Source organism: Hydrogenophaga sp., from assembly GCF_031426985.1.
GTDB lineage: Bacteria > Pseudomonadota > Gammaproteobacteria > Burkholderiales > Burkholderiaceae_C > Hydrogenophaga.
Genome location: NZ_JASJOY010000118.1, coordinates 1 through 22,933 on the forward strand (window position 1 = coordinate 1; position 22,933 = coordinate 22,933).

General features: G+C 68.2%; 18 protein-coding genes. 11 read left to right on the forward strand and 7 right to left on the reverse strand.

Features of this window, described 5'->3' with window-relative positions; all coding sequences use genetic code 11:
• Both RMP09_RS14595 and RMP09_RS14600 read left to right on the forward strand, forming a co-directional pair.
• On the forward strand, positions 1 to 104 hold a 104-nt coding region (locus tag RMP09_RS14595), incomplete at its 5' end, for an acyl-CoA dehydrogenase family protein (RefSeq protein WP_310566724.1).
• 11 nt (positions 105 to 115) lie between these two features.
• Positions 116 to 1,231, forward strand: a complete 1,116-nt coding sequence (locus tag RMP09_RS14600; protein ID WP_310566708.1) for an acyl-CoA dehydrogenase family protein — start codon at positions 116 to 118, stop codon at positions 1,229 to 1,231.
• Between the two features lie 111 nt (positions 1,232 to 1,342).
• Here RMP09_RS14600 and RMP09_RS14605 read toward each other — a convergent pair whose 3' ends face one another.
• From RMP09_RS14605 to RMP09_RS14615, 3 genes are all read right to left on the reverse strand, one after another.
• Complete coding sequence (locus RMP09_RS14605; protein WP_310566709.1) at positions 1,343 to 3,346, reverse strand: methyl-accepting chemotaxis protein; 2,004 nt, start codon at positions 3,344 to 3,346, stop codon at positions 1,343 to 1,345.
• Between the two features lie 34 nt (positions 3,347 to 3,380).
• Positions 3,381 to 7,007, reverse strand: coding sequence for an ATP-binding protein (locus RMP09_RS14610; RefSeq protein WP_310566710.1), 3,627 nt, complete (start codon positions 7,005 to 7,007; stop codon positions 3,381 to 3,383).
• 83 nt (positions 7,008 to 7,090) lie between these two features.
• Positions 7,091 to 7,459, reverse strand: coding sequence for a response regulator (locus tag RMP09_RS14615; protein ID WP_310566711.1), 369 nt, complete (start codon positions 7,457 to 7,459; stop codon positions 7,091 to 7,093).
• Between the two features lie 362 nt (positions 7,460 to 7,821).
• On the opposite strand from RMP09_RS14615, the gene RMP09_RS14620 reads away from it, so the two are divergent.
• A complete protein-coding gene (locus RMP09_RS14620; protein ID WP_310566712.1) occupies positions 7,822 to 9,309 on the forward strand; it encodes a DUF11 domain-containing protein in 1,488 nt (495 codons plus the stop codon).
• A gap of 66 nt (positions 9,310 to 9,375) precedes the next feature.
• On the opposite strand, the gene RMP09_RS14625 is transcribed toward RMP09_RS14620, so the two are convergent.
• On the reverse strand, positions 9,376 to 9,933 hold the full coding sequence (locus tag RMP09_RS14625) for an HNH endonuclease (RefSeq protein WP_310566725.1): 558 nt from the start codon (positions 9,931 to 9,933) through the stop codon (positions 9,376 to 9,378).
• Between the two features lie 143 nt (positions 9,934 to 10,076).
• Between RMP09_RS14625 and RMP09_RS14630 the strand changes: the two genes are divergently transcribed.
• The 7 genes from RMP09_RS14630 (at position 10,077) to RMP09_RS14660 (ending at position 19,184) form a co-directional block, all read left to right on the forward strand.
• On the forward strand, positions 10,077 to 11,135 hold the full coding sequence (locus tag RMP09_RS14630; protein WP_310566713.1) for a bifunctional riboflavin kinase/FAD synthetase: 1,059 nt from the start codon (positions 10,077 to 10,079) through the stop codon (positions 11,133 to 11,135).
• A 133-nt stretch (positions 11,136 to 11,268) separates the two neighbouring features.
• Positions 11,269 to 14,196 carry an isoleucine--tRNA ligase gene (ileS, locus tag RMP09_RS14635; RefSeq protein WP_310566714.1) on the forward strand — a complete coding sequence of 976 codons (2,928 nt, stop codon included), beginning with the start codon at positions 11,269 to 11,271 and terminating at the stop codon, positions 14,194 to 14,196.
• Positions 14,196 to 14,729, forward strand: coding sequence for a signal peptidase II (gene lspA / locus RMP09_RS14640; RefSeq protein WP_310566715.1), 534 nt, complete (start codon positions 14,196 to 14,198; stop codon positions 14,727 to 14,729). The genes ileS and lspA overlap by 1 nt, the downstream gene beginning before the upstream one ends.
• A gap of 92 nt (positions 14,730 to 14,821) precedes the next feature.
• Entirely contained in the window at positions 14,822 to 16,495 is a 1,674-nt protein-coding gene (locus RMP09_RS14645) for a Na/Pi cotransporter family protein (protein WP_310566716.1), read from the forward strand.
• An 89-nt stretch (positions 16,496 to 16,584) separates the two neighbouring features.
• Entirely contained in the window at positions 16,585 to 17,733 is a 1,149-nt protein-coding gene (locus RMP09_RS14650) for an aminotransferase class V-fold PLP-dependent enzyme (protein ID WP_310566717.1), read from the forward strand.
• A gap of 154 nt (positions 17,734 to 17,887) precedes the next feature.
• Positions 17,888 to 18,391, forward strand: coding sequence for a porin family protein (locus tag RMP09_RS14655; RefSeq protein ID WP_310566718.1), 504 nt, complete (start codon positions 17,888 to 17,890; stop codon positions 18,389 to 18,391).
• Positions 18,392 to 18,698: 307 nt separating this feature from the next.
• On the forward strand, positions 18,699 to 19,184 hold the full coding sequence (locus RMP09_RS14660; RefSeq protein ID WP_310566719.1) for an outer membrane beta-barrel protein: 486 nt from the start codon (positions 18,699 to 18,701) through the stop codon (positions 19,182 to 19,184).
• A gap of 72 nt (positions 19,185 to 19,256) precedes the next feature.
• Here RMP09_RS14660 and RMP09_RS14665 read toward each other — a convergent pair whose 3' ends face one another.
• Positions 19,257 to 20,252, reverse strand: coding sequence for a quinone oxidoreductase (locus RMP09_RS14665; RefSeq protein WP_310566720.1), 996 nt, complete (start codon positions 20,250 to 20,252; stop codon positions 19,257 to 19,259).
• A 120-nt stretch (positions 20,253 to 20,372) separates the two neighbouring features.
• Between RMP09_RS14665 and RMP09_RS14670 the strand changes: the two genes are divergently transcribed.
• Complete coding sequence (locus RMP09_RS14670) at positions 20,373 to 21,302, forward strand: DMT family transporter (RefSeq protein ID WP_310566721.1); 930 nt, start codon at positions 20,373 to 20,375, stop codon at positions 21,300 to 21,302.
• Between the two features lie 3 nt (positions 21,303 to 21,305).
• Here the strand turns inward: RMP09_RS14670 and RMP09_RS14675 are convergent, their stop codons facing one another.
• Positions 21,306 to 22,103 carry an SDR family oxidoreductase gene (locus RMP09_RS14675; RefSeq protein ID WP_310566722.1) on the reverse strand — a complete coding sequence of 266 codons (798 nt, stop codon included), beginning with the start codon at positions 22,101 to 22,103 and terminating at the stop codon, positions 21,306 to 21,308.
• A 32-nt stretch (positions 22,104 to 22,135) separates the two neighbouring features.
• Positions 22,136 to 22,933: DMT family transporter (locus RMP09_RS14680; RefSeq protein WP_310566723.1), on the reverse strand; the 798-nt coding region annotated here is incomplete at its 5' end.

Here is a 22,933-nt window from a genome sequence, read left to right on the forward strand (position 1 = left end):
ACGCGCCGCTGGCCTCGACCTACTTCAACATGCGCAAGACCACCATCTACGGCGGGTCCAACGAAGTGCAGCGCAACATCGTCGCGCAGACGGTCCTCGGTTAAGGAGCATTCACATGGACTTTGATTTTTCCGACGATCAGGAACAGCTGCGCGACGCGGTGCGCAAATGGGTCGACAAGGGCTACAGCTTCGAGCGCCGCAACGGCATCGTGAAGGCCGGCGGCTTTGACCGCGCGGCCTACAACGAACTGGCCGAACTCGGCCTGGCGGGCCTGTACATCAGCGAAGACGACGGCGGCCTGGGCATGGGCCCGGTCGAGGGCATGGTGGTGATGGAGGAGCTGGGGCGCGGCATCGTGCTGGAGCCGCTGACCCAGACCCTGATCAGCGGGGGCGTGATCGGCGCCTACGGCGGTGCCGACGTGAAAGCCGTCTGGCTGCCGAAGATCGCCTCGGGCGAAGCCCTGGTGGTGCTGGCCCAGCAGGAGCGCGGTGCGCGCTACCGGCTGGACGTCTGCCAGGCCACGGCCATCCCGGCCGGCAACGGCTGGACGGTCAGCGGCACCAAGAGCGTGGTGCCGGCCGGCGACCAGGCCGACGCCTTCCTCGTGCCCGCCACCGCCAACGGCCAGATCGCGCTGTTCCTGGTGGAGCGCAGCGCCAGCGGCGTGAGCACCCAGGGCTATGGCACGCAGGACGGCGGCCGCGCGGCCGACGTGGCGCTGCAGAACGCAGCCGCCACCCTGGTCACGGCCGACGGCCTGGCGGCGCTGGAACATGCGGTGGACATCGGCATCGCCGCGGCCTGCGCCGAAGCCGTGGGCGTGATGGACAAGACCGTGGCGATCACGGCCGAGTACCTGAACACGCGCAAGCAGTTCGGCGTCGCCATCGGCAGCTTCCAGGCGCTGCGCCACCGCATCGCCGACATGAAGATGCAGCTGGAACTGGCGCGTTCGATGAGTTTCTACGCCAGCCTCAAGCTCAACGCCCCGGCCGACGAGCGCCGCCGCGCGCTCTCGCGCGCCAAGGTGCAGCTGGGCCAGTCGATGCGTTATGTGGGCCAGCAGGCGGTGCAACTGCACGGCGGCATCGGCGTGACCGACGAGTACATCGTCAGCCACTACTTCAAGAAGCTGACCCAGCTGGAAATGACCTTCGGCGACACCCTGCACCACCTGGGCGAGGTCTCCCGCCGCATGCAGGACAGCGCCGGCGTGTTCGCCTGAGCGGAGCGGGTGCGAACGGCGCCCGCTGACCCTGCCGTGGCGCGCCCGGTGCGCCGCGAGCGGGTTCGCCCGCTTCGGGAACACCGCCCGGGCGTTCCCGCCCGGCGGCGGTCAGAACACGTCGGCCGCCGCAGCGGAGTGCTGCACCTGTTCGTTCAACGCCTTGAGACTGCTCGCCATGGCGCGGGAACTGCGCTGCAGCGGCTGCCCCGAGTCCAGCATCGACAGCACTTCGGGATAGCGACCCGCGTTGACCGCTTCGGCCGCACGCCCCACCTCCTGGTGCAGGGTCTTGTGCTGCTGGGCCATCTCACGGAACAGCGGCATGTGTCCGTAACGCGGGCGGCCCGTGGCCTCCATCCAGATTCCCAGCTGGCAGCAGTCGGCCTGGCGCAGGCGATCGGCGTCCAGGCGCAGTTTGCGCATGACGGCGTTGCGCAGATCCACCGTGTACTGCTGGTGCTCGCGCACCGCTTCCACATGTTCGAACACGCCGTCCGACGGTCCGGCTTCTTTCCCGGCCTTGCGCAGGGCGACCGCATCAGCCTCGGCGAGCGTAACGTCCTGGGGCGTGAGGCGGAACACCCGGATCGAGTCGTGCACCTGCTGGACCTGGTGGTTCAGCGAATGCGCCGCCGCCGCCAGCTCTTCCACCATGGCCGCGTTCTGCTGCGTGATCGAGTCCATGTCGACCAGCGCCGTGCTCACGCGCGACACGCCGGTGGACTGTTCGGACGTGGCGTGGCTGATGTTCTCCAGCACCGAGACCACGCGGTCGACCGAATGCATCGCGTCGTCCATCCGGGTCTGTGCGTCGGCCGTGCGGCGCGTCCCCACATCGACGCGTTCGCGCGATTCCTCGATCAGCCCGCGGATCTCGCGCGCCGCCCCCGTGGTGCGCTGCGCCAGTGCCCGCACCTCGGCGGCCACGACCGCGAAGCCGCGGCCCTGTTCCCCGGCGCGGGCGGCTTCGACCGCCGCGTTGAGCGCGAGGATGTTGGTCTGGAACGCCACCCCTTCGATGACCTGGATGATGTCGCCGATGCGGCGCGACGAGTCGGCAATGCCTTCCATGGTCTCGTTCACGGCCAGCACCGCCTCGTGGCTGCGGCGCGCCACACCGGAACTCTCCTTGGCCAGCCGGGCACCGTCCTGCGCGAGCTGGGTGGTCTGCTGGGTGGTGCCGTTGATTTCTTCCATCGACGACGCGGTCTGCTCCAGGCTCCCCGCCTGCGACTCGGTGCGGGCGGACATGTCCTGGTTGCCGGCGGCGATCTCCTGGGTGGCGCCGCGCAGGTTGGCCACCTCGTGCCGCACGTCGCGCACCACGGTGCGCACCGACACGACCAGCTGCGCCAGTGCCAGTTGCAGCTGCCGGATCTCGTGGCGTCCGTTGACCTCGACCGGATGGGTCAGGTCACCGCTGGCGATCAGGTTGGCGACCTGCACCACGTCATTGATCGGGCGGATGACCAGCCAGGTCGAGAGCCAGGCCCCCAGGGCCACGCTCAGCGCCGCGACACCGGCCATGACCGCCAGCGGGGCGCCCAGCGCCGCGGCCGCCAGCGGCCCCAGCGCCGACACCGCGCACATGCCCCACAGCTGCCCGCGCAGGCCCGGACGCAACAGGCGGCCCACGGCCCCGATCACGCCGTGCCGCACCACCTCGCCATGGGACAGCCGGTGCACCAGGCGACCGGCCTGTGCTTCGGCCCGCATGGTGGCGTACAGCCCCTCGGCCGCTTCGACCTCAGCGGGGGCGGCGTGGGTGCGCACCGACAGGTAACCGACGATGCGGTCGCCGTTGCGCACGGGGGTGGCATTGGCGCGCACCCAGTAGTGGTCGCCGTTCTTGCGGCGGTTCTTGACCAGGCCGGTCCAGGGGCGACCGGATTCGATCGTGGCCCAGAGGTCGCGGAAGGCTTCCTCGGGCATGTCCGGGTGCCGCACGAGGTTGTGCGGCTGCCCCATCAGTTCTTCACGGGCGTAGCCGCTGACCGACACGAAGGAGGCGTTGCAATAGGTGATCCGGCCCTTGAGGTCGGTGACGGAAATCAGCGTCTGGTCGGCCGGGAACTCATAGACCTTGTGGCTGACCGGTTGGTTGTTGCGCATGCTGCGTCCCTTGTTTTGGCAATCGATGGCGGCTTCATTCTGTGCACGGTCCGGCGGCGGCTAAGCCATCAGCAGCGGCCGGATTCGCCCGTTTCACGGGCGTTTGGGCGACAACGGATTCCCCTTCCAGGACACGCGAGCATTCGGCGGCGGCGGCGGGCAGGTCCATCGCCTCCATCAGCTGGTTCAGGCGCTCAAACCGGGGCGACCGGGCCAGCGGGTGCTCGGCCAGCCATTGCTCGTGGAGGTCTATGGCCGTCATATCGGCCACCTCCAGCAAGGGCTTGAGCGGTATCAGCGCCGCCCGACAGGCGCGCAGCTCGACCTGATCAACGGTCGCGGGCTGGAGCGGCGCGGCCGTGCGGGCCGCGGGCGCGACGCCCAGCGCGCCGAGGCTGTCTTCCAGCAGCGCCTGCAGCTGCCGCCAGCGGCCGGCCCCCGGGTCCGCGCCGCCCTCGGCGGTCCGCAGGGCCTGTTCGATCTCGGCACAGCCGCGCAGGAGCCGCTGCGCCCCCACTACGCCGGCACTGCCCTTGAGACGGTGCACCGCGTCGGCCGCCTGGCGCCAGTCGCTGCGCGTGGTGCAGGCCTGGACCACGCGCCACTGCTCCCGTGCGCCGGTCACAAACTGGCCCCGCAGCTGGGCCAGCAGCACCGCGTTGCCGCCCAGGCGGCGCAGGGTGTCGGTGTCTTCGCGCAGCGGCCATTCCTGCATCCCCTCGTCGGGGTCGATCACGATGTCCGGCGCGGACTGCAGCGGTGCGCCGCGCGTGAACTGCAGGACCAGCGCCACCACCTGATCGATGTCGAAGGGTTTGCCGATGTGCGCGTTCATGCCGGCTTGCAGGCAGCGCTCCCGGTCCGCAGCCATCGCGTTGGCGGTCATCGCCAGCACCGGCAGGTCGCGCAGCCCAAGTTCGTCGCGGATGCGCTCGGTCGCCTGCAGGCCATCGAGCTCCGGCATCTGCATGTCCATCAACACCAGGTCAAAGCCCCGGGGCCGTGCCTGCAGCGCTTGCACGGCCTGCAGTCCGTTTTCGGCCAGCTCCACGCGCGCGCCCTCCCGGCGCAGCATGGCCAGCGCCACCTCCTGGTTGAGGGCGTTGTCTTCCACCAGCAGCAGACTCAGGCCGCTCAGGCGGTCCGCGCCTTCCGCCGTCGGGTCCGTGTGCACGTCGTCGACCACGTCCTGCTCGGCCGCCAGCGGCAGATCGATGTCGAACACGAAGGTGCTGCCCTCGCCCGGGGTGCTGGAGAGACGGATTTCACCGCCCATGTACGACACCAGGCGCTGGCTGATGGTCAGGCCGAGGCCCGATCCCCCGAAGCGGCGGGTGGTGGTGGACTCCGCCTGGGAGAAGCTGTCGAAGATGTGTTGCTGCTGCTCCGGCGCGATGCCGATGCCCGTGTCCGACACCTGAAAACGCAGGCGGGCCACCCCGGACGCCTGGTGCAGCAGGTGCCACCGCAGCACCACCCGGCCCCGCTCGGTGAACTTGATGGCATTGCTGCCCAGGTTGATGAGCACCTGCCGCAACCGGACCGGGTCACCACAGACCACGGGGGGCAGCGCCGCGTCGATGTCGAACACCAGCAGCAGGTCCTTGCTGCCCAGCGCACCGACCAGGATGAGCTCCAGCTCGTTGCGCAGGTCGGCCAGGCGGAACGGCACCGGATGCAGATCCATCTTGCCCGCTTCGATCTTGGACAGATCGAGCACGTCGTTGAGGATCTCCAGCAGCGAACGGGTGGCCCGGCGCGCCTTGTGCAGGGTGTCGGCCTGCTGCGTGTCCAGCCGGGTGTGGCCCAGCAGCTGCAGCAAGCCCAGGATGGCGTTGATGGGGGTGCGGATCTCGTGGCTCATGTTGGCCAGGAACTGCCCCTTGCTCAGGGCGGCGGCGTCCGCCCGCAGCAGCGCACTCTGCAACTCGGTCACGTCGTAGCGGAACACGACCCGGTAGCCGTCCGGCGTCAGCCGGTCGATGAAGCGGATCCAGCGCCCGTCGGCCATCTGGTGGATCCGGTCGGCGTCGGCACGGCGCGGGGCGCTGAGCACCGCCTGCATCCATTCCGACTCGTGCCCCTGGTCCACCTTGAAATCCCCACGGTCCAGCAGGCAGCGCAGCACCTCTTCGTACCGCATGCCCTGGCGGGGCGCGTGCTCGGGCGGCAGCCAGGCGGCGTATTCGTCGTTGAAATAGACCAGCCGGTTCTCGGGGTCGTACAGCGCGAACGCCTCGCCCACCGCGTCCATCGCGCTGTGCAGGATGCGCTGCTCCTCCCGGATGCGTTGCTGCGCCTGGGTCTGCGGGGTGTAGTCCTGCACCGCGCCAACCAGGCGACCGGGCGCGCGCGCCAGACCGCCCGATTCCGGCTCGTCGAAGCCGGCCACCAGCTTGACCCAGCGCATCGGGGCGTTGTCCAGCGGGCGCAGCGGCACCACGACCTCGATGTCGCGCCGGCGGCGCGCCACCAGCTCCCGCAGCTGTTCGCGCACCTGCAGGCGCGCGCCGGCGTCGAAGCAGCGCCAGAGTTCGTCGATCGAGTCGATCTCGCCGTCGGACACGCCCAGCAGCTGCTGGCATTCCGGCGTCATGTGCAGCCCGCCGCCGCCGGCCAGCACGTACCACCCGCCCACGCCCGCGAGCTGGCTGGTGCGGGTCAGCAGGGTCTGGCTCTTGCGCAGTTCGATCTGCGCCAGCCGCAGGTCCGACACGTCCGACTGGATGGCCAGGTACTTTTCGATCTTGCCGTCGGCGCCGGCGAACGGGGTGATCAGGGTCTGCACCCAGTACAGCCGACCACTTTTGCTGCGGTTGCAGATCTCCCCGCGCCAGGGCAGGCCGCGCTCGATCCGCTGCCACATGTCGCGCCAGAACACCGGCGTGTGCCAGCCCGCGCTCACGAGGCGGAAGTTCTGGCCCAGCAGCTCCGCTTCGCTGTAGCCGCTGGTGTGCTGAAAGCGCTGGTTGACCTGCGTGATCACGCCGGCGGTGTCGGTCTCGGCCACGATCACATAGCGCTGCAGGGTCTGCATCAACGCCCCCTTGTGCCGCAACGCGCGGCGCATGGTCTCGCGGGTGCGCACCTGCGCGTCGATGTCCACCAGCACCGCCACAAAGCCGCTGAAATCGCCCTGATCGTCCCGTTGCGACGACAGGATCACCCGCACCCAGCGGTCGCGCCCGTCGCGGTAGCGGTGCAGCAGCTCGATGTCGATGTCGGTGTGGTGGCGCACCGCGTCCCGCACCCGGGCCACGGTCACCGGGTCGGCGCCCGGCGATCGCAGCAAACGGCCGGGGTGCTGCCCTTGCACCTCGCCGAGCCGGAACCCGGTCTCGCGCTCGAAGGCCTGGTTGCACCACACCACCCGCAAATCGTTGTCGGTCACCAGCACCGGGCTGCCCGTGTGGTGGGCCACCCGGCGCATCATCGTCAGTTCCTCGCTCAGAAGCCCCATCGCCCGCTGCGCGCGGCCCAGCGTCCACCACTGCCCGGCGCCCGCCAGGCACAGACAGGCGCCGACGGCCACCAGCGCATCGCGGCCCACCTCCGGGGGCAGGCCCACCCCCAGCAGACCCGACAGCAGCAGCAGCAGGCCCCCGACCCCCATCAGCAGGGCCGCGACCCGGCGCAGATGCACGAAGGTGGTGGCGCTCATGTCAGTGGCGCCCGGCCGCCCGAAGCCGCTGACACACCCCCTCGGGGTGCCGCGAACGAAGCGCGCGCGGGGGTTGTTTCATCTCAGCCCACCCAGCGCCGAAGCAAGACCGACAGGGCGTCGACGTCGAGCGGTTTCACCAGATAGGCATCGGCCCCCGCGTCGCGGTAGTGCGCCCAGTTCGCCCCCAGGTCGTCGCCGCTGACCATCACCACCGGCAGCCGGTGACCCGCCTGGCGCAGGCGCACCAGCGTGTCCAGGCCATCGAGCTCGGGCATCCGCAGATCCAGCAGCAGATCAAACGCCTGACGGCCCAACAGATCGAGGGCCATGCGCCCGTGGGTGGCCAGGGCGCCGGAATGCCCCAGCGACCGCAACACACGGGCCGCCAGACGCAGTTGCAAGGGGTCGTCGTCGGCCACGAGGACGCGAAGCGCTTGAGAAGAAGGCATGCGACATCCTAGAAAGATGGCGCCACCGCAATCGTCCGAAAAGACCTCGAATCGCCGGCCTGATGGTCGCCCCGTGCGATCGGACCGCCCCTCGGCACCGCGGTCGCCCGGCTCCACCGCAGGCGTCCCGGCCTCAGGACTGGCGACGGGGCGTGAATTTCCCACGGTTGTGCCCGCCGCATCGCGGTTGGGGCTGGTTTTTGGGGGGGCACGGGCACGGCCGCAAGATAAAATAATTAATACTTTTATCTTGCCTTTCAGGCTGTCGGCTTCAACGCCCAGGCCCCAGCCATCACAACGCGATGAACCACTTCCGAGCTCTCCGCCGATCCCTTGCCTCCACCTTTTGCTTCGGTGCTGTCTTGCTGGCGGGCCTGACCGGCACCGCGCAGGCCCAGGCCATTTACGGCGTCGGGGCCGCCTCTGGCACCCTGTACAACCGCATCTATTCGCTCAACGCCACGTCCGGCGCCGCCACCGACCTGGGCTGTACCCTGCAATTCAGCACGGCGGCCATGGGGGTGGCCAGCCTGGACGGCAATGTCTACTACATCGAACAGGCCGTGGCCAACCCGCGGATCGCGTCGGTCAACCCCCAGACCTGTGCCAACGGCACGCCGGTGGTCACCGCCCTGCCCGACTCGGTCATCCGTGCCACGGCCTGCCCGGATGGCCGCTTCTACGCCATGTCCAACACGGCGGCGTTCTACGAGATCAACCCGGTCACGGGCGCCACTCTCCGGACCCTGAACTGGACCGGCCTGCCCACGGGCGGCAGCGGCGACTTTGCCTGCGCCTCCGACGGCAACATGTACATCATTGCCCAGGACGGCACCGCCAACTACAACCTGTACCGCGCCACGTCGGCCAGTTTCCAGACCGTGCTCAATGGCAGCAACGTCGCGGTCACCAACCTGGGCGACCTGGGCCTGCCCGGTGCGCCCAACGGCCTGGCTGAAGGCCCGGCGGGACTGGCCGGCTGCGCCGCCTCGCCCAACCCCTGCCTGCTGGCCAGCACCGGCACCACCAACCAGACCTGGCGCGTCAACGTGCTCACCGGCCTCGCGACCAACGCCGGCACCACGGGCGCGACCGTCACCGACCTGTCGCGCTCGTTCCCGGTGGACATTGCCTTCTCGAAGACGGTGACCCCGTCCACCGTGCTGCAAGGGCAGACCGTGTTCTACACGCTCACCGCCAGCAACCCGGGACCGGGCGTGGTGAGCGAGGTGTCCATCCAGGACACGTTCCCGGCAGGCGTCGCATCGGCTGCGTGGTCCTGCGTGGTCCAGGCGCCGGGCTCCTCGACCATCGTCACCACCAGCTGCGGCCCTACGCCCACGGGCACCGGCAACATCAACAACACCGTGTCTCTGTCCCTGGGCGCCAGCGTGCGTTACGACGTGACGGCCACGCTCAGCAACACCTTCTCCGGCACGCTGACCAACCTGGGCCGCGCCACCATCACGTCGGTCGCCACCGATCCCGATCCGACCAACAACACCCAGACCGTGACCAGCACCGTGACCCCCGCCGGCAACCTCAGCGTCACCAAGACGAATGCCGTCGGCACGCTGACCGCAGGGCAGACCACCAGCTACACCATCACCGTGAGCAACAGCGGCCCCGGCAATGCGACCAACACCGTGGTCACCGATCCGGCCACCGCCGGCCTGAGCTGCACCACGGTCAGCTGCAGCGTGGCCAGCGGTGCCGCGGTGTGCCCGGTCGCGCCGGCCCTGAGCATTGCCAACCTGCAGGGTGCCGGGGTGACGATAGCGACCCTGCCCGCCAACGCCAGCCTGAACTTCCAGGTTGGCTGCACGGTGACCGCCACCGGCACCCCCTGACGGTGTTCACCACACCGACCACAAAAAAACCCGCCTCGGCGGGTTTTTTTGTGGTCCGGCGCCCGTTCAGGCGTGCAGCCGGGAACTCTTGGGCAGGTGCGACATGAGGAACTCCATCTGGTCGGCCAGGATGCGGCGGTTGCGCAGAATGAAGTCTTCCCACAGGCTCGGCACGTAGGGTGCGTACAGCAGCGGCATGTGCGCCTGCTCGGGCGTGCGGTTGCCCTTGCGGTGGTTGCAGGCTTTGCAGGCCGTGACCACGTTCATCCACACATCCCGCCCGCTCTGCCCCAGTGGCTGGATGTGTTCCCGGGTCAGCTCGTCTTCGTAGAAATGCTGCCCGCAGTAGCCGCACAGGCAGCGGTCGCGCGCGAACAGCTTGGTGTTGTTCAGGGTCGGTCGCAGGTCAAAGGGGTTGATGTTGGGCACCCCTTTGGTGCCGATGATGGAGTTGACGGTGATGATGGACTGCCGCCCCGTCACGGCGTTGTGCCCGCCATGGAACACCGCGACCTCGGCGCCCATCTCCCAGCGCACCTCGTCCGCGGCGTAGTGCAGCACGGCTTCTTCCAGGCTGATCCACGACTGCGGCAGCCCCTGGGCAGAGAGCTTCAAGACCTTCAAGACCACCTCCATGTTGAGCAACAACCGGAACATCTGTCTTTGCTGCGCCGGCCGGCCAGAGGCGGGCCGCGGCGCGTGTGTCAATATAACGCGCTTGTGTGACAGCCACCCGGATTCGGGCCGAACACCCGAGCAGACCCCCCATGAAGATCCTCCGAGGGCTTGGCAACCGCGTCGCCACGACCGGCTGCGCCCTGACCATTGGCAATTTCGACGGCGTGCACCGCGGCCACCAGGCCATGCTGGCGCTGCTGCGCAACGAGGCGCGCCACCGCGGCGTGCCCACCTGTGCCATGACCATCGAGCCGCACCCGCGCGATTTCTTCGCCGCCGTGCACCGCAAGCCCGAACTGGCCCCCGCCCGCATCGCCACCCTGCGTGACAAGCTGGAGGAACTGGAGCGCTGCGGCGTCGACCAGTGCGTGGTGCTGCCGTTCAACGCCCGCCTGGCCGCTCTGCCCGCCCAGGCCTTCATCGAGGACATCCTGGTCAAGGCACTGGGCGTGCAGTACGTGCTGGTTGGCGACGACTTCCGCTTCGGCGCCCAGCGCGCGGGCGACTACGCGATGCTGGACGCCGCCGGCCAGGCCCTGGGTTTCGACGTGGCGCGCATGCAGAGCTACGAGGTACACGGCATTCGCGTCAGCAGCTCGGCGGTGCGCGAAGCCCTGGCGGACGGCGACATGGAGCGGGTGGCCGCCCTGCTGGGCCGGCCCTACGCCATCAGCGGCCATGTGGTGCACGGGCGCAAGCTGGGCCGCCAGCTGGCCGAGTCGGCGCCCGGGAAAGGCGACGGCTTTCGCACGCTGAACCTGCGCTTCTCGCACTGGAAGCCGGCCGCCAGCGGCATTTTCGCGGTCCACGTCCACGGCCTGCAGCCCGCCGGCAGCCCGCCGCTCGAGGGCGTGGCCAACCTGGGCGTGCGCCCTTCGCTGGACCCCGACGATGTCAATGGCGGGCGCGTGCTGCTCGAAACCCATTGCCTGGACTGGCCGGACGGGCTGGCCGCCAGCCTGCCCGGCGGGGAGGCCTACGGTAAAATCGTGCGCGTGGAACTGCTGCACAAACTGCACGACGAGCTCAAGTACGACAGCCTGGACGCCCTGACCCGAGGGATCGCCCAGGACTGCGACGACGCTCGTGCGTTCTTTGCGTCGCTGCACACCCAGACGCACCGCCAGACCACCCGCGACCGAATTTAACGCCGCTGCCGGGGTGAACACCCCGGGCTGCGCGCCCTCTGACAGGCTCGGGGCGACCCGCCCCCCTTCCCCGTGCGCCCGCCGCACCACCGAGCCTGCCCTTGCCGATCCCGAATTCGAAAGTCGAAGCACCATGTCCGCCCCCTCCACAGCCCCGAAAAGCAGCGCCAAGCCCGAAGCCAGCGGCGGCGCCTACCGCGCCACGCTGAACATGCCCGACACCGCGTTCCCGATGCGCGGCGACCTGCCCAAGCGCGAGCCGGCCTGGGTCGGTGAATGGAACGAAGGCGGCCTCTACAAGCGCCTGCGCGACGCCCGCCAGGGTGCGCCGCTGTTCGTGCTGCACGACGGCCCGCCCTACGCCAACGGCAAGCTGCACATCGGCCACGCGCTGAACAAAGTGCTCAAGGACATGATCGTCAAGAGCCGCCAGCTGGCCGGTTTCGACGCCCAGTACATCCCCGGCTGGGACTGCCACGGTCTGCCGATCGAGAACGCCATCGAAAAGCTGCACGGCCGCAACCTGGGCCGCGACGACATGCAGGCAAAGAGCCGCGCCTACGCCACCGAGCAGATCAACCAGCAGCGCGAAGACTTCAAGCGCCTGGGCGTGCTCGGTGACTGGGAGCGCCCCTACCGCACCATGGACCCGGCCAACGAGGCCGGTCAGATCCGCGCCTTCAAGCGCGTGATCGAGCGTGGCTTTGTCTATCGCGGTCTCAAGCCGGTGTACTGGTGCTTCGACTGCGGCAGCTCGCTGGCCGAGTTCGAGATCGAATACGCCGACAAGAAGAGCGACACGCTGGATGTGGCCTTCGAGTCCAACGACGCGACCGGCCTGGCCCAGGCCTTTGGTCTGGCCGCACTGCCCGCCGGCAAACAGGCCTTTGCCGTCATCTGGACCACCACCGCCTGGACCATCCCGGCCAACCAGGCGCTCAACGCCCACCCCGAGCTGGAGTACGCGCTGGTCGACACGCCCAAGGGCGTGCTGCTGCTGGGCGCCAGCCTGGTCGACAAGTGCCTGGAGCGCTTCGGCCTGACCGGCAACGTACTGGCCACCGCCAAGGGCGAGGCCCTGCGCGGCCAGGTGTTCCGCCATCCGCTCTACGACCTCGACAGCGGTACCGGCGAATACAGCTACAAGCGCCTCTCGCCGCTGTACCTGGCCGACTACGTCAGCGATGGCGACGGCACCGGCATCGTGCACTCGGCCCCCGCCTATGGCGTGGACGACTTCAACAGCTGCGTCGCCCACGGCCTGAAGTACGACCAGATCCTCAACCCGGTGCTGGGCAACGGCGTCTACGCCGACGAGCTGCCGCTGTTCGGCGGCCAGCACATCTGGAAGGCCTGCCCGGTCATCATCGAGACCCTGCGCGAGCACGGTCGCCTGATGGCCACCCAGGCCATCACCCACAGCTACCCGCACTGCTGGCGCCACAAGACGCCCGTGATCTACCGCGCCGCCGCGCAGTGGTTCGTGCGCATGGACGAAGGCGACGGTGTCTTCACGAAAGACAAGGCGCCCAAGACCCTGCGCCAGCTGGCGCTGGACGCCATCGACCACACCCACTTCTACCCCGAGAACGGCAAGGCCCGCCTGCGCGACATGATCGCCAACCGGCCCGACTGGTGTATCTCGCGCCAGCGTTCGTGGGGCGTGCCCGTGCCCTTCTTCCTGCACAAGGATTCGGGCGAGCTGCACCCCAACACCATGGCCATCCTGGACCAGGCGGCCGACATCGTCGAGAAAGGCGGCATCGAAGCCTGGAGCCGCGTGACGGCCGAAGAGATCCTCGGCGCCGACGCACCGCAGTACACCAAGAGCACCGACATCCTCGAAGTCTGGTTCGACTCCGGCTCGACCTTCTGGCACGTGCTGCGCGGCAGCCACGCCAAGGCCTACCCCAACGGGGCTTCGCACGCCCAGGGCCCTGAGGCCGACCTGTACCTCGAAGGCCACGACCAGCACCGCGGCTGGTTCCACAGTTCGCTGCTGCTGGGCTGCGCGATCTACGACCGCGCGCCGTACAAGGGCCTGCTGACCCACGGCTTCGCCACCGACGGCCAGGGCCGCAAGATGAGCAAGAGCCTGGGCAACACGGTCGAGCCACAGTCGGTGACCAGCAAGCTCGGTGCCGAGATCGTGCGCCTGTGGGTGGGTGCGACCGACTACTCGGGCGACCTCAACATCGACGACAAGATCCTGGCCCGCGTGGTCGACGCCTACCGCCGCATCCGCAACACGCTGCGCTTCCTGATGGCCAACACGGTCGACTTCGACCCGGCCACCGATGCCGTGCCGCTGGAGCAGATGCTGGAGATCGACCGCTACGCCCTGGCCCGCGCCAGCGAGCTGCAGGCCCAGATCCTGGCGCACTTCGACGTCTACGAGTTCCACCCGGTGGTCAGCAAGCTGCAGGTGTATTGCTCGGAAGACCTGGGCGCGTTCTACCTCGACGTGCTCAAGGACCGCCTGTACACGACCGCCCCCAAGAGCCTGGCCCGCCGCAGCGCCCAGACCGCGCTGCACCAGATCACCCACGCCATGTTGCGCTGGATGGCGCCCATCCTCAGCTTCACGGCCGAGGAAGCCTGGGCCGTGTTCGCCCAGGACTCGACCCAGGGCTCGATCTTCTTCGAGACCTTCTGTGCCCTGCCGTCTGCCAACGAGGCGCTGCTGGCCAAGTGGGCCCGCATCTGCGCCATCCGCGACGTGGCCAACAAGGCCATTGAAGACCTGCGCACCGCCGGCCAGGTGGGCGCCTCGCTGCAGGCCTCGCTGACCATCACCGCCGGCCCCGACGACGCGGCCCTGCTGCGCTCTCTGGGCGGCGACCTGAAGTTCGTCACCATCACCTCGGCCGTGACCGTGGTCGACGGCGCCGAACTGGCCGTGACCGTGACGCCCAGCACCGCCACCAAGTGCGAGCGTTGCTGGCACTACGCCGACGACGTGGGCCACCACGCGGCGCACCCGACGCTGTGCGGCCGCTGCGTGGGCAACCTGGCCGAAGCGGCAGGCACGGGCGCTGGCGAAACCCGCCGGGTGGCCTGATGGCGGCCGCAAAAGGCAGAGGCCGCGGCAGGAGCAGCGGCGGCGCCAACCTCTGGCCCTGGCTGGGCCTGGCGGCGGCGGTGCTGCTGCTGGACCAGTTCACCAAGGTGCTGATCCTGGGCTACTACCAGCTCGGCGACAGCACCACCGTGACCGGCTTCTTCAACGTCGTGCGCGTGCACAACACCGGTGCCGCCTTCTCCTTCCTGGCCTCGGCCGGGGGCTGGCAGCGCTGGTTGTTCACCGGCATCGGCGTCGCGGCGGCGGTGTTCATCGTCTGGATGTTGCGCTCGCACCCGGGCCAGAAACTGTTCGCGTTCGCCATGGCCTGCATCCTGGGCGGCGCACTGGGCAACGTGATCGACCGCGTGCTGCACGGCTATGTGGTGGACATGCTGGACTTCCACTGGTCCTTCCTGTCGGGTATCTTCCCGGGCGGCCATTTCCCCGCCTTCAACATCGCCGACACGGGCATCACCATCGGCGCGATGGCGCTGATCCTGGACGAGATCCTGCGCGTGCGCAAAAGCTGACCCCCCGCGCCGCCATTGCGCGGTGCGCGGCCTTCACCCACCGGCGCGGGACGCGACCAGGGTGATTTTCGGGGCGTATAGTTTCCCCATTCATGAAACACCTGTTGAATCTGCTGGCGGCCATCGCGCTGCTGGTCTGGGGAACCCACCTCGTGCGCACCGGCGTGTTGCGGGTGCTGGGCAGCAAGCTGCGTCAGGTGTTGGCCGCGAGCATGAGCAACCGCTTCACGGCCGCGCTCTCGGGCCTGGGCGTCACGGCCCTGGTGCAGTCCAGCACCGCCACCGCCCTCATCACCGCCTCCTTTGTCGGCCGCGGGCTCATCGCGTTGCCCGCCGCGCTGGCGGTGATGCTGGGCGCCGACATCGGCACCGCGGTGATGGCGGTGGTGTTCTCCTTCGACCTGTCCTGGCTCTCGCCGCTGTGCATCTTCATCGGCGTGACGCTGTTCATCCTGCGCCAGGGCACACCTGTGGGCGACGTGGGGCGCGTGCTCATCGGCCTGGGCCTGATGCTGCTGGCCCTGCAGCTGGTCGGCCAGGCCACCCACGTGCTCACCGCCAACCCGGCGGTGCAGCTGATGCTGGAATCGCTCACCAGCGACCGCATGCTCGAAATCCTGGTCGGCGCCACGCTGGCCGTGCTGTCGTACTCCAGCCTGGCGGTGGTGCTGCTCACGGCCACGCTGGCCATCAATGTGGTGGGCATCGACGTGGCCCTGGGCCTGGTGCTGGGGGCCAACCTGGGCAGTGGTCTGCTGGCCGTGCTGACCACCGCCAAGACCAACCGCGCGACGCGCCAGGTGCCGCTGGGCAACCTGCTGTTCAAGGCCATGGGCGTGCTCATCGCGCCGGCGCTCATCCCCGTCTGGTTGCGGATGGTGCAGCCCTATGTGCCCGATCCGGCGGCCCTGACCGTGCTGTTCCACCTGAGCTTCAACCTGATGGTGGGCCTGGTGTTCATCGGCCTGACCGGCACCGTGGCCGGCTGGGTGGAGAAGCTGCTGCCGCTGCAGGACGCCGGCAGCGCGCTGGAACGCCCCAACCACCTCGACCCTTCGGCACTGGCCACGCCCTCACTGGCCATTTCGTGTGCGGCGCGCGAGGCCCTGCACCAGGCCGACGTGGTGGAGACCATGCTGCGCGGCGTGATCACCGTGATCAAGACCAACGACCTGCAGCTGTCGCAGGACCTGCGCAAGATGGACGACACGGTGGACGGTCTGTACTCGGCCATCAAGTACTACCTGACCAAAATCTCGCGCCAGCAGCTCAATGAAAAGGAAAGCCGGCGCTGGACCGACATCATCAGCTTCACCATCAACATGGAACAGATCGGTGACACGGTCGAGCGCGTGCTGCTGGACATCGAGGACAAGAAGATCCGCAAGGGCAAGGAGTTCTCCGAGGCCGGCATGACCGAAATCGCGGCCATGCACGCCCGCCTGCTGGACAACCTGCGCCTGGGCATGAGCGTGTTCCTCGACGGCAATGTGCGCGACGCGCAGCGCCTGCTCGAAGAGAAGGTGCGCTTTCGCGAGATGGAGCGGGAATACGCCAGCAGCCACCTCGAACGCCTGGCCGACCGCACCGCCCCCAGCATCGAGAGCAGTTCGCTGCACATCGACCTGATCAGCGACCTCAAGCGCATCAACTCGCACATCTGCTCCATCGCCTACCCGATCCTGGATTCGGCCGGCGCCCTGGCCCCAAGCCGCCTGCGGGACAGCCGGCTGCAGGGCCTGGAAACACCGCCCGGGCACCACTGAACAGATGGCCCCACGCTCCGCCGCTGCGCGGGTCGCTGTGCTAATCTGACCGGCCCGCCTGGCACAGGCGAACCGACAGGAGACACACGATGCCCGGACTGCTGCCCCAGATCGACCCCGAGGGTCTGCTCGAGTTCTCGGTGGTCTACACCGACCGCGCGCTCAACCACATGTCCCAGCGCTTCCAGGGCGTGATGACCGACATCTCGGCCATGCTCAAGCGCGTTTACGGGGCGCACTCGGCGGTGCTGGTACCCGGCAGCGGCACTTTCGGCATGGAAGCCGTGGCGCGCCAGTTTGCACATGGCAAACACGTCATGGTGATCCGCAACGGCTGGTTCAGCTACCGCTGGACGCAGATCTTCGACATGGGGAGCATCCCCGCCAGCCACACGGTGATGAAGGCGCGCAAGACCGGCGAGGGCGCACAGGCGCCGTGGGCACCGGCGCCCATCGAAGAGGTGAAGGCCGCCATCGCGCAAGAGAAGCCCGCCCTGGTGTTTGCCCCGCACGTGGAAACCGCCGCCGGCATGATGCTACCCGACGACTACCTGAGCGCCGTGGCCGATGCGGTGCACGCCGTCGGCGGCCTGTTCGTGCTCGACTGCATCGCCTCCGGTGCGATGTGGGTGGACATGCAGGCCACCGGCGTGGACATCCTGATTTCCGCGCCGCAAAAGGGCTGGAGCAGCTCGCCCTGCTGCGCCATGGTCATGCTCAGCGAACGCGCGCGCCAGGCCATCGACGCCACGCAAAGCAGCAGTTTTGCGGCCGACCTCAAGAAGTGGCTGCAGATCATGGAAACCTATGAAGGCGGCGGCCACGCGTACCACACCACCTTGCCCACCGACGCGCTGCAGCGCCTGCGCGACACCATGCGCGAAACCGAGGCGTACGGCTTCAACCGCGTGCGCGACGAACAGCTTGCGCTGGGTCGTGCCGTGCGCGAGCTGACCACGGCCCACGGTTTCCCCAGCGTGGCGGCGGCGGGCTTCCAGGCCCCCGGTGTGGTGGTGAGCTACACCATCGACCCCGACATCCAGAACAGCAAAAAATTCCTCGCTGCCGGCCTGCAGACCGCCGCCGGCGTGCCGCTGCAGTGCGACGAGGGGCCCGACTTCAAGACCTTCCGCATCGGCCTGTTCGGTCTGGACAAGTGGCACGACGTGGACAGCACGGTGGCCCACCTGCGCACGGCGCTGGCCGCTGTGGCGCCGCGGGCCGCTGTCGCGGCCTGAAGTTCCCCAGGCAGACCCTTTGTGAGCGCTGCAACATGCGCTCACAAGCCTTCACCCGCACGACATGCGGGCGATACGCCCCAGCCAAACCAGACCTCCACGATGGCGGTGTGCTGAATCCCAGCGCATTCCGCAATCTCACTGGAGGTCATCCATGACTCGACTCGCAAAACTCTCCACCACCCTGGGCCTGGCCCTGCTGGCCGCTGGCGCACAGGCGCAAGGCGTCTACGGCGAAGTGGGCTACACCGGCCTGGACTACAAGGAACCGGGCCTGAAGGTCAGCCCGGCCATGGTCCGCGGCGTGGTGGGCTACGAGTTCACCCCCAGCCTGGCCATGGAAGGCATGGTGGGGCTGCACGGTGGCTCGGACACGGCATCGGGCACCACCCTCAAGATCGACAACATGGTCGGCGTGTTCGGCAAGGTGCAGGCACCGGTGACCGACGCCCTCAAGGTCTACGGCCGCCTGGGCGTGGCGCGCACCAGCCTCAAGGCCAACGGCGTGTCCGACAGCGACACCGGTCTGGCCTACGGCGCGGGCGTCACCTACGACCTGAGCAAGACCGCCTACCTGAACGCCGACTACACCAAGTACTACGACCGCGACGACCAGAAGCTCGAGGGTCTCACCGTGGGTGTGGGCTTCCGCTTCTGACACAGCCGCACACCCCCAATCCAAAGGCACCTGTGGGTGCCTTTTTTGTTGCGTGTATGACCCAGCTGCCACCTATCAAATCCACGTCCGGTTTACCTGAGCACTCTGCTTGCGTTGGCAGGCAACCCCAGCGTCGAAAACGCATCTATTGGCAGCACTTGCACTCCACCGAAACATCGCGTTTTCAGCGCCAACTGATATTGAGAAACAGAGAACTCGAAGATACATCTGCTATCATTATTGACGGTTTGAAACACTTTCAGTTTCACAACCAGTCTTTCAAAACTCAATCAAAAAAGGGATTTTTATGAAGAAGCTTGCGATCGTTTCTTTGCTGGCCTTGGCTGGCGCCGCAGCTCAAGCGCAAAACATCTACGGCGATATCGCCTACCAGATGCACGATGCCGACCTCACCACCGATCCAGCGACACTGCGTGCCACGCTGGGATACGAATTCAATTCCCAACTGGCCGGCGAAGTGATGCTCGGCATCAGTGCCCGTGACGGAGAGCAATCCGGGGTGACGGCCAAGCTGGATCACCTGTTTGGCATTTACGCCAAACCCAAGGTCAAACTCAATGACTCCTTTGAACTCTATGGCCGCCTCGGATACGTGAGCTCCAAGGTCTCGGCTTCGGCAGGGGGCTCAAGTATCTCTGACTCGTCCAGTGGACTGTCCTATGGAATCGGTGCCAGTTACTACATCAACCCTTCGCTGTCCCTCAATGTGGATTACATGGACTTCGACGAGCTGGAAGGTGGCATCGCCTTCGGCGTGAAATACACATTCTGATTGACTCACCCAGAACAAAAAAAGGCACCCTAGGGTGCCTTTTTTTGCGACAGAACGTCTGCCTCGCGAATATCAGGGCAGCAGCACAGTGCAGCCGGTGGTCTGGCGCGCTTCCAGGCTCTCGTGCGCCTGGCGCACATCGGTCAGCGCAAAGCGCTGGTCGATGCGGATCTTCACCGCACCGCTTTGCACCACCGCGAACAGATCGTCGGCCATGGCCTGGGTGCGCTCGCGGCTGCTGATGTGGGTGAACAGCGTCTGGCGCGTGACGTAGATCGAGCCCTTGGGGCCGAGGATACCGGGCGCGAACGGCGCCACCGGGCCGCTGGCGTTGCCAAAGCTCACCATCAGGCCAAAAGGCTGCAGGCAGTCCAGCGACTTGTCGAAGGTGTCCTTGCCCACCGAGTCGTAGACCACCTTCACGCCCCGTCCCCCGGTGATCTCCTTGACCCGCGCGACGAAGTCTTCTTGCCGGTAGTTGATGGTGAACTCGGCGCCGTGCTCGCGGGCCAGGGCGCATTTTTCGTCGCTGCCCGCGGTGCCGATCAGGCGCAGGCCCAGCGCCCGCGCCCACTGGCAGGCGATCAGGCCCACACCGCCCGCGGCCGCGTGGAACAGCACGAAGTCGCCCGGTTCCAGGCCTTCCACCGGCTTGCAGCGCTTGAGCAGGTACTGCGCGGTCAAGCCCTTGAGCATCATGGCCGCGCCGGTTTCGAAGCTGATCGCGTCGGGCAGTTTGCACACGTTCATGGCCGGCATCACACGCACGTCGCAATAGCTGCCGGGCTTGCCCGCCGCGTAGGCCGCGCGGTCGCCGGCCTTCAGGTGGGTCACGCCCTCACCCACGGCCTCGATCACGCCCGCGCCTTCCATGCCCAGCGCCAGCGGCATGGCGTTGGGGTAGAGGCCGGTGCGCTGGTACACGTCGATGAAGTTCAGGCCAATGGCGTGGTGGCGGATGCGCACCTCCCCCGGCCCGGGCTCGCCCACCGCCACGGTGTCGATCACCATCTGTTCGGGGCCGCCATGGGCGTGGATGCGCACAGCACGGCTGCTGTTCTGGGTCATGCAGGTCTCCTGTTGTTGCAACGGTGCGCCGATGCTGCCACGAAACGCCGCTGTCGCCCGAGCGCCTGCGCGTCAGCCCCAGGCCAGCAGCGGGCATGGCGCTGTGGGTACAGTCCTCGCATGCCGTCCACCCCCGTCCGCCTCACGCCCTCCACCGTCGTCCTGCTGCTGATCCCCCCGCTCATGTGGGCCGGCAACGCCGTGGTCGGGCGGCTGATGCAGGGCAGCATCCCGCCCATCACCTTCAACTTTCTGCGCTGGGTGATCGCCGGTGCGCTGCTGCTGCCGCTGGCGGCCTGGGTGTTGCGTCCGGGCAGCGGGCTGTGGGCGCAGCGGCGCCGCCTGGCGCTGCTGGGCCTGCTGGGCGTGGGCCTCTACAACGCGCTGCAGTACATGGCGCTCAAGACCTCCACGCCCATCAACGTCACCCTGGTGGCCTCCAGCATCCCGATCTGGATGCTGCTGCTGGGGCGGGTGCTCTACGGCGTGCCGATCGCCCGGCGCTCGGCCATCGGCGCGGTGCTGTCGCTGGCCGGCGTCGCGGTGGTGCTCGCGCGCGGCGACTGGGCGCAGCTGGGGGCCCTGCGCCTGGTGGCGGGCGATGGCTGGATGCTGCTGGCCGCCCTCACCTGGGCCTGGTACAGCTGGCTGCTGGTGCGCCCGCCCGCCGGGGGCTACCCGCCCGAGATCAAAGGCGACTGGTCGGCCTTTCTGCTGGCCCAGATCGTGTTCGGGCTGGGCTGGGCTGGCCTGATGACGGCGGGCGAATGGCTGACGCTGCCGGCCTCGCCGGCCGGCCACCTGCAATGGGGCTGGCCGCTGGGCGCCGCATTGCTGTATGTGGCCGTCGGCCCCTCGCTGCTGGCCTACCGCAGCTGGGGCATCGGCGTGGCGCGCGTCGGGCCCACCGTAGCGGGTTTCTTCAACAACCTCACGCCGCTGTTCGCGGCGCTCATGTCGGCCACGTTGCTGGGCGAGCCGCCGCGGCTGTACCACGCGGCGGGGTTCGTGCTGATCGTGGGCGGGATTCTGGTCAGCGCGCGGCGCTGAGCGTCAGAACGTGCCGGGGTACGCCCCACCGTCGGCCAGCACGTTCTGGCCCGTCATGTACGCCGCCTGCTGGCTGCACAGGAAGGCGCAGATGGCGCCGAACTCGGCCGGATTGCCGTAGCGGCCGGCGGGGATTTGCGCCTGCTGCTGGCGGCGCAGTTCTTCCACGGGTTTGCCGGTCTTTTCCGACGCACCCTTGAGCGTGGCGGCGATGCGGTCGGTGTCGAACTTGCCGGGCAGCAGGTTGTTGATCGTCACGCCCTGCGCTGCGATGCCGCTGCGCGCCACGCCGGCCACGAAGCCGGTCAGGCCTGAGCGCGCGCCGTTGGACAGGCCCAGGATGTCGATCGGTGCTTTCACCGCGCTGCTGGTGATGTTGACGATGCGGCCGAAACCGCGCGCCGCCATGCCGTCCACCGTGGCCTTGATCAGTTCGATGGGCGTGAGCATGTTCGCGTCCACCGCCTTGATCCAGGCCTCGCGGTCCCAGCTGCGGAAATCGCCGGTGGGCGGCCCGCCCGCGTTGGTGACCACGATGTCGAAGGCCGTGCCCGGCCCGCCCGGGGCGGCGAACGCCGCGGCGCGACCTTCGGGTGTGGTGATGTCGGCGGCGACGGCCACCACCTGGACGCCGGGGGCTGCGGTGCGCAGCGCGTCGGCCGCGGCCTCCAGCACCTCACGCCCACGCGCCACCATCACCACGTGTACGCCTTCGCCCGCCAGCGCCTGCGCGCAGCCCAGGCCCAGCCCCTTGCTCGCGCCGCAAACCAGCGCCCATTTGCCCTTGATGCCGAAATCCATGTGAGAGTCTCCTGTTCAGAACGTCCGGAAAGTCATTTCGCCGCGCTGGCCGAGCCAAAGCGCGTCACCAGAAACACGCCCGAGACCACCAGCACCGTGCCGGCGATGATCCAGCCATTGAACGGCTCGTCCAGGATCAGCACGCCCATGGCGATGGTGGACATGGGGCCGATCATGCCGGTCTGCGCCGCCAGCCCGGCGCCGATGCGTTCAATGGCCATCATCACCAGGATGACGGGCGCGAAGGTGCACAGCGTGGCGTTGAGCACCGACAGCCAGACCACCTCGGGCGCGACCGCGGTGGCCGCGTCCAGCGGGCGCAGCAGCACGAACTGCAGCAGGCACAGCAAGCAGGCCACGCTGGTGGCCAGCCCCACCAGGCGCATGGAGCCCAGGCGCTTGACGAGTTCACCGCTGTAGACGAGGTAGATCGCGTAGCTGATGGCGCTGCCGAACACCAGCAGCGCGCCCAGCGCCGCGTTGGGTCCGGCAAAGTCGGCCTCGTGGCCGAACACCAGCAGCACGCCGGCGTAGCTGACGGCCATGGCCAGCGCCTGCAGCCCGCTGATGCGGCGCTGGTAGAGCAGCCAGCCCAGGACGAGCACCAGCGTGGGGTTGAGGTAGAGGATCAGCCGCTCCAGGCTGGCGCTGATGTACTGCAGGCCCCAGAAATCGAGAAAGCTCGCGAGGTAATAGCCGGTGAAACCCAGACCGAGGATGCCCAGCCAGTCCTTGCGCGTCAGCGGCGGCTTGCCGCCTCCGCCTTGCCGGTACGTGGCCCACCAGGCCAGCGCCAGGAACAGCGGCAGCGCAAACAGCATGCGGTACAT